At 67.9% G+C, this 3,941-nt stretch carries 5 protein-coding genes; 2 read left to right on the top strand and 3 right to left on the bottom strand.

The window, feature by feature from the left end; all coding sequences use genetic code 11:
- Positions 1-14: 14 nt before the first annotated feature.
- Positions 15-347: a metal-sensitive transcriptional regulator gene (locus H5J30_RS20975; RefSeq protein ID WP_181788940.1), complete on the bottom strand. Its 333-nt coding sequence runs from the start codon at positions 345-347 to the stop codon at positions 15-17.
- Between the two features lie 228 nt (positions 348-575).
- On the opposite strand from H5J30_RS20975, the gene H5J30_RS20970 reads away from it, so the two are divergent.
- Together H5J30_RS20970 and H5J30_RS20965 are read left to right on the top strand one after the other, a co-directional pair.
- On the top strand, positions 576-1,196 hold the full coding sequence (locus H5J30_RS20970) for a DUF47 domain-containing protein (protein ID WP_026276740.1): 621 nt from the start codon (positions 576-578) through the stop codon (positions 1,194-1,196).
- A gap of 5 nt (positions 1,197-1,201) precedes the next feature.
- Complete coding sequence (locus H5J30_RS20965; RefSeq protein ID WP_181788939.1) at positions 1,202-2,200, top strand: inorganic phosphate transporter; 999 nt, start codon at positions 1,202-1,204, stop codon at positions 2,198-2,200.
- A gap of 40 nt (positions 2,201-2,240) precedes the next feature.
- On the opposite strand, the gene pstB is transcribed toward H5J30_RS20965, so the two are convergent.
- Positions 2,241-3,017 carry a phosphate ABC transporter ATP-binding protein PstB gene (gene pstB / locus H5J30_RS20960; RefSeq protein WP_181788938.1) on the bottom strand — a complete coding sequence of 259 codons (777 nt, stop codon included), beginning with the start codon at positions 3,015-3,017 and terminating at the stop codon, positions 2,241-2,243.
- Positions 3,018-3,046: 29 nt separating this feature from the next.
- Positions 3,047-3,941, bottom strand: an 895-nt coding sequence (gene pstA / locus H5J30_RS20955; RefSeq protein WP_181788937.1) for a phosphate ABC transporter permease PstA, incomplete at its 5' end; no start/stop codon positions are given.

Genomic DNA, 3,941 nt, shown 5'->3' with positions numbered 1-3,941 from the left:
GCATCCGCCCGGCGTTACGCGCGCAGCATCCGGGCGATCGCGGCGGTGGCCTCCTCGACCTTCGCGTCGATCTCGTCGCCGCCCCGGGCGGCGGCGTCGGCGACGCAGTGCCGCAGGTGCTCCTCCAGCAGTTGCAGCGCGAAGGACTGCAGCGCCTTCGTGCTCGCGGAGACCTGGGTGAGTATGTCGATGCAGTAGACGTCCTCTTCGACCATCCGCTGCAGACCGCGGACCTGGCCCTCGATCCGGCGGAGTCGTTTGAGGTGGGCCTCTTTGTCCTTGCTGTACCCGTGCGGGCCGGAGCCCGGCGCCGTCCCGGCGGTCGTCGTTGCCGTGGTGTCGGTCACGTGCCCGTCCTTCCGTTTCCCAGCCCTCGATCCGCCCGGTGCGCGTATCGCTGTGTGCGTACCACCGTATGCGAACCGTGCGCGATATACCCTCAGGGGGTATATGATACCGCGTTCGTGGCATTCTGTCCTGCGGTTGTTCCGCACAGCCGGTTCGCTCCGCAGGTGCGGCTCGCCTAGCATCATCAGGACCTATTCGCCGATATTCGCAGCACTGAGGATCATCACGTGCGATTTCGTCTGACCCCCAGGGAGACGAGCTTCTACGATATGTTCGCCGCCTCGGCCGACAACATCGTGACGGGCTCGAAGCTCCTGATGGAACTGCTCGGGGCGGATTCCTCCGCCCGGGCCGAGATCGCCGAGCGGATGCGCGCTGCGGAGCACGCCGGCGACGACGCCACCCACGCCATCCTCCACCAGCTCAACGCCTCGTTCATCACGCCCTTCGACCGCGAGGACATCTACCGGCTGGCCAGCTCCCTCGACGACGTCATGGACTTCATGGAGGAGGCCGTCGACCTCGTCGTCCTCTACCAGATCGAGGAGCTGCCGCGGGGCGTCGAGCAGCAGATCGAGGTCCTCGCGCGGGCCGCGGAGCTGACCGCCGAGGCGATGCCCAACCTCCGTACCCTCAACCACCTGCCGGAGTTCTGGATCGAGGTCAACCGGCTGGAGAACCAGGCCGACCAGATCCACCGCAAGCTTCTCGCGCACCTCTTCAACGGCAAGTACGACGCCATCGAGGTGCTCAAGCTCAAGCAGATCGTCGACGTCCTGGAAGAGGCGGCCGACGCCTTCGAGAAGGTCGCGAACACCGTGGAAACGATCGCGGTCAAGGAGTCCTGAGCCCGGTGGACACCTTCGCGCTTGTCGTCACGATCGGGGTTGCGCTCTTCTTCACGTACACCAACGGCTTCCACGACTCCGCCAACGCGATCGCGACCTCCGTCTCCACCCGCGCCCTGACGCCGCGCGCCGCGCTGCTGATGGCCGCGGTGATGAACTTCGCCGGCGCCTTCCTCGGCAGCGGCGTCGCCAAGACGGTGAGCGAGGGACTGATCGAGACCCCGCACGGCTCGCACGGGATGTGGATCCTGTTCGCCGCCCTGGTCGGGGCGATCACGTGGAACATGATCACGTGGTACTTCGGGCTGCCGTCGTCGTCCTCGCACGCGCTCTTCGGCGGCATGGTCGGCGCCGCGCTGGCGGCGTCGTCCACGGTGTACTGGTCCGGGGTGCTGGAGAAGGTCGTCATCCCGATGTTCGTTTCCCCGGTCATCGGCCTGTGCGTCGGGTATCTGGTGATGTGCGCCATCCTGTGGATGTTCCGCCGCTCCACCCCGCGCCGCGCGCAGCGCGGCTTCCGGGTGGCGCAGACGGTCTCGGCGGCGGCGATGGCGCTGGGGCACGGGCTGCAGGACGCCCAGAAGACGATGGGCATCGTGGTGATGGCACTGGTCATCGCGGATGTGGAGGACGAGGGCGACGCGATCCCGTGGTGGGTGAAGGTGGTCTGTGCACTGATGCTGTCGCTCGGTACCTACGCGGGCGGGTGGCGCATCATGCGGACGCTGGGGCGGCGGATCATCGACCTGCAGCCGCCGCAGGGGTTCGCGGCGGAGACGACGGCGGCGGGGATCATGTACTCGGCGTCGTTCATGTTCCACGCGCCGATCTCGACGACGCACGTGATCACTTCGGCGATCATGGGCGTCGGCGCGACGAAGCGGGTCAAGGCCGTGCGGTGGGGGGTGGCGAAGAACATCGTGATGGGGTGGTTCGTCACGATGCCGGCCGCGGCGGGGGTGGCGGCGGCGGTGTACTGGCTGGTGCACCTGGCCTTCGAGTAGTGCGGAAGCGTTTCTGCTCGGCCTCGGCACCCCGCGGCCCTCACCCGAAGCGGCCCGAGATGTAGTCCTCCGTGGCCTTCTCCTCCGGGTTGGAGAAGATCTTGTCGGTGTCGCCGACCTCCACCAGCCGCCCCGGCTCGCCGACCGCCGACAGGTTGAAGAACGCGGTGCGGTCCGAGACCCGCGCCGCCTGCTGCATGTTGTGCGTCACGATCACGATCGTGAACCGCTCCTTGAGGTCGGCCATCAGGTCCTCGATGGCGAGGGTGGAGATCGGGTCGAGGGCGGAGCAGGGCTCGTCCATGAGGAGCACCTGCGGTTCTACGGCGATGGCGCGGGCGATGCACAGTCTTTGCTGCTGGCCGCCGGACAGGCTCGAACCGGGGCGGTTGAGGCGGTCCTTGACCTCGTTCCACAGGTTCGCGCCGCGCAGGGACTTCTCCACCACGTCGTCCAGCTCGCGCTTCTTGTACGAGCCGTTGAGCTTGAGGCCGGCGGCCACGTTGTCGTACACGCTCATCGTCGGGAACGGGTTGGGCCGCTGGAAGACCATGCCCACCACCCGGCGCACCCCGACCGGGTCGACGCCCGGCCCGTACAGGTCGTCGCCGTCGAGGCGCACCTCGCCCTCGACGCGCGCGCCGGGGGTGACCTCGTGCATGCGGTTGATGGTGCGCAGGAAGGTGGACTTGCCGCAGCCGGACGGGCCGATGAAAGCGGTCACGGACTTGGGCTCGACGGACATCGAGATGCCGTCGATCGCCTTGAAGTCGCCGTAGTAGGCGGTCAGGTCGCCGATGTCGATGCGTTTGGCCATGGGGCTGGTATCTCTCTCGTACGTGGCCGTCAGCGGCCGGTCTTCGGGGCCTTGAAACGGGCGATGAGGCGGGCTAGCAGGTTGAGGAGCATGACGAAGACGATGAGCACCAGGGCGGCGGCCCAGGCGCGGTCGTAGGAGGCGTCGTTGCCGTTGGCCCACTGCTCGTAGATGTAGAGCGGCAGGGACGCCTGGGCGCCTTCGAAGGGGTTGTCGTTGATGGCGGGGTTGCCGAAGACGAGCAGCAGCAGGGGAGCCGTCTCGCCGGTGATGCGGGCCACGGCGAGCATGACGCCGGTGGTGATGCCGCCGATGGAGGTGGGCAGGACGACTTGGAGGATCGTCTTCCACTTGGGTACGCCCAGGGCGTACGACGCCTCGCGCAGCTCGTTCGGGACAAGCTTCAGCATCTCCTCCGTGGAGCGCACGACGATCGGCATCATCAGGATCGCCAGCGCGAAGGAGCCGGCGAGGCCGGAGTAGCCGAAGCCCAGGCCCATGATCCAGACGCTGAGGATGAACAGGCCGGCGACGATCGACGGGATGCCCGTCATGACGTCCACGAAGAACGTGACCGCCTTCGCCAGCCGCCCGCGCCCGTACTCCACGAGGTACACGCCCGTCAGCAGCCCGATCGGAGTGGCGATCGCGGTGGCCAGCGCGACCTGCTCGATGGTGCCGAGGAGGGCGTGGTAGATGCCGCCGCCGGGGGCGATGGCGACGACGCCGTTCATGGAGTGGGTCAGGAAGTAGCCGTCGAGGACCTTGACGCCCTGCCGCACGGTCTCCCAGACCAGCGACGCCAGCGGGATGACGGCCAGCAGGAAGGCGCCCCACACGAGCGACGTCGCCAGCCGGTCCTTCGCCTTGCGGGCGCCCTCCGCGCGGGCCGAGACGGCGTACAGCCCGGCCACGAAGAGCACC

Source organism: Streptomyces phytophilus (genome assembly GCF_013870535.1).
Classification (GTDB): domain Bacteria; phylum Actinomycetota; class Actinomycetes; order Streptomycetales; family Streptomycetaceae; genus Streptomyces; species Streptomyces phytophilus.
Note: the sequence above shows the minus strand (reverse complement) of the source record. Positions and strands in the feature narration are given on the sequence as shown.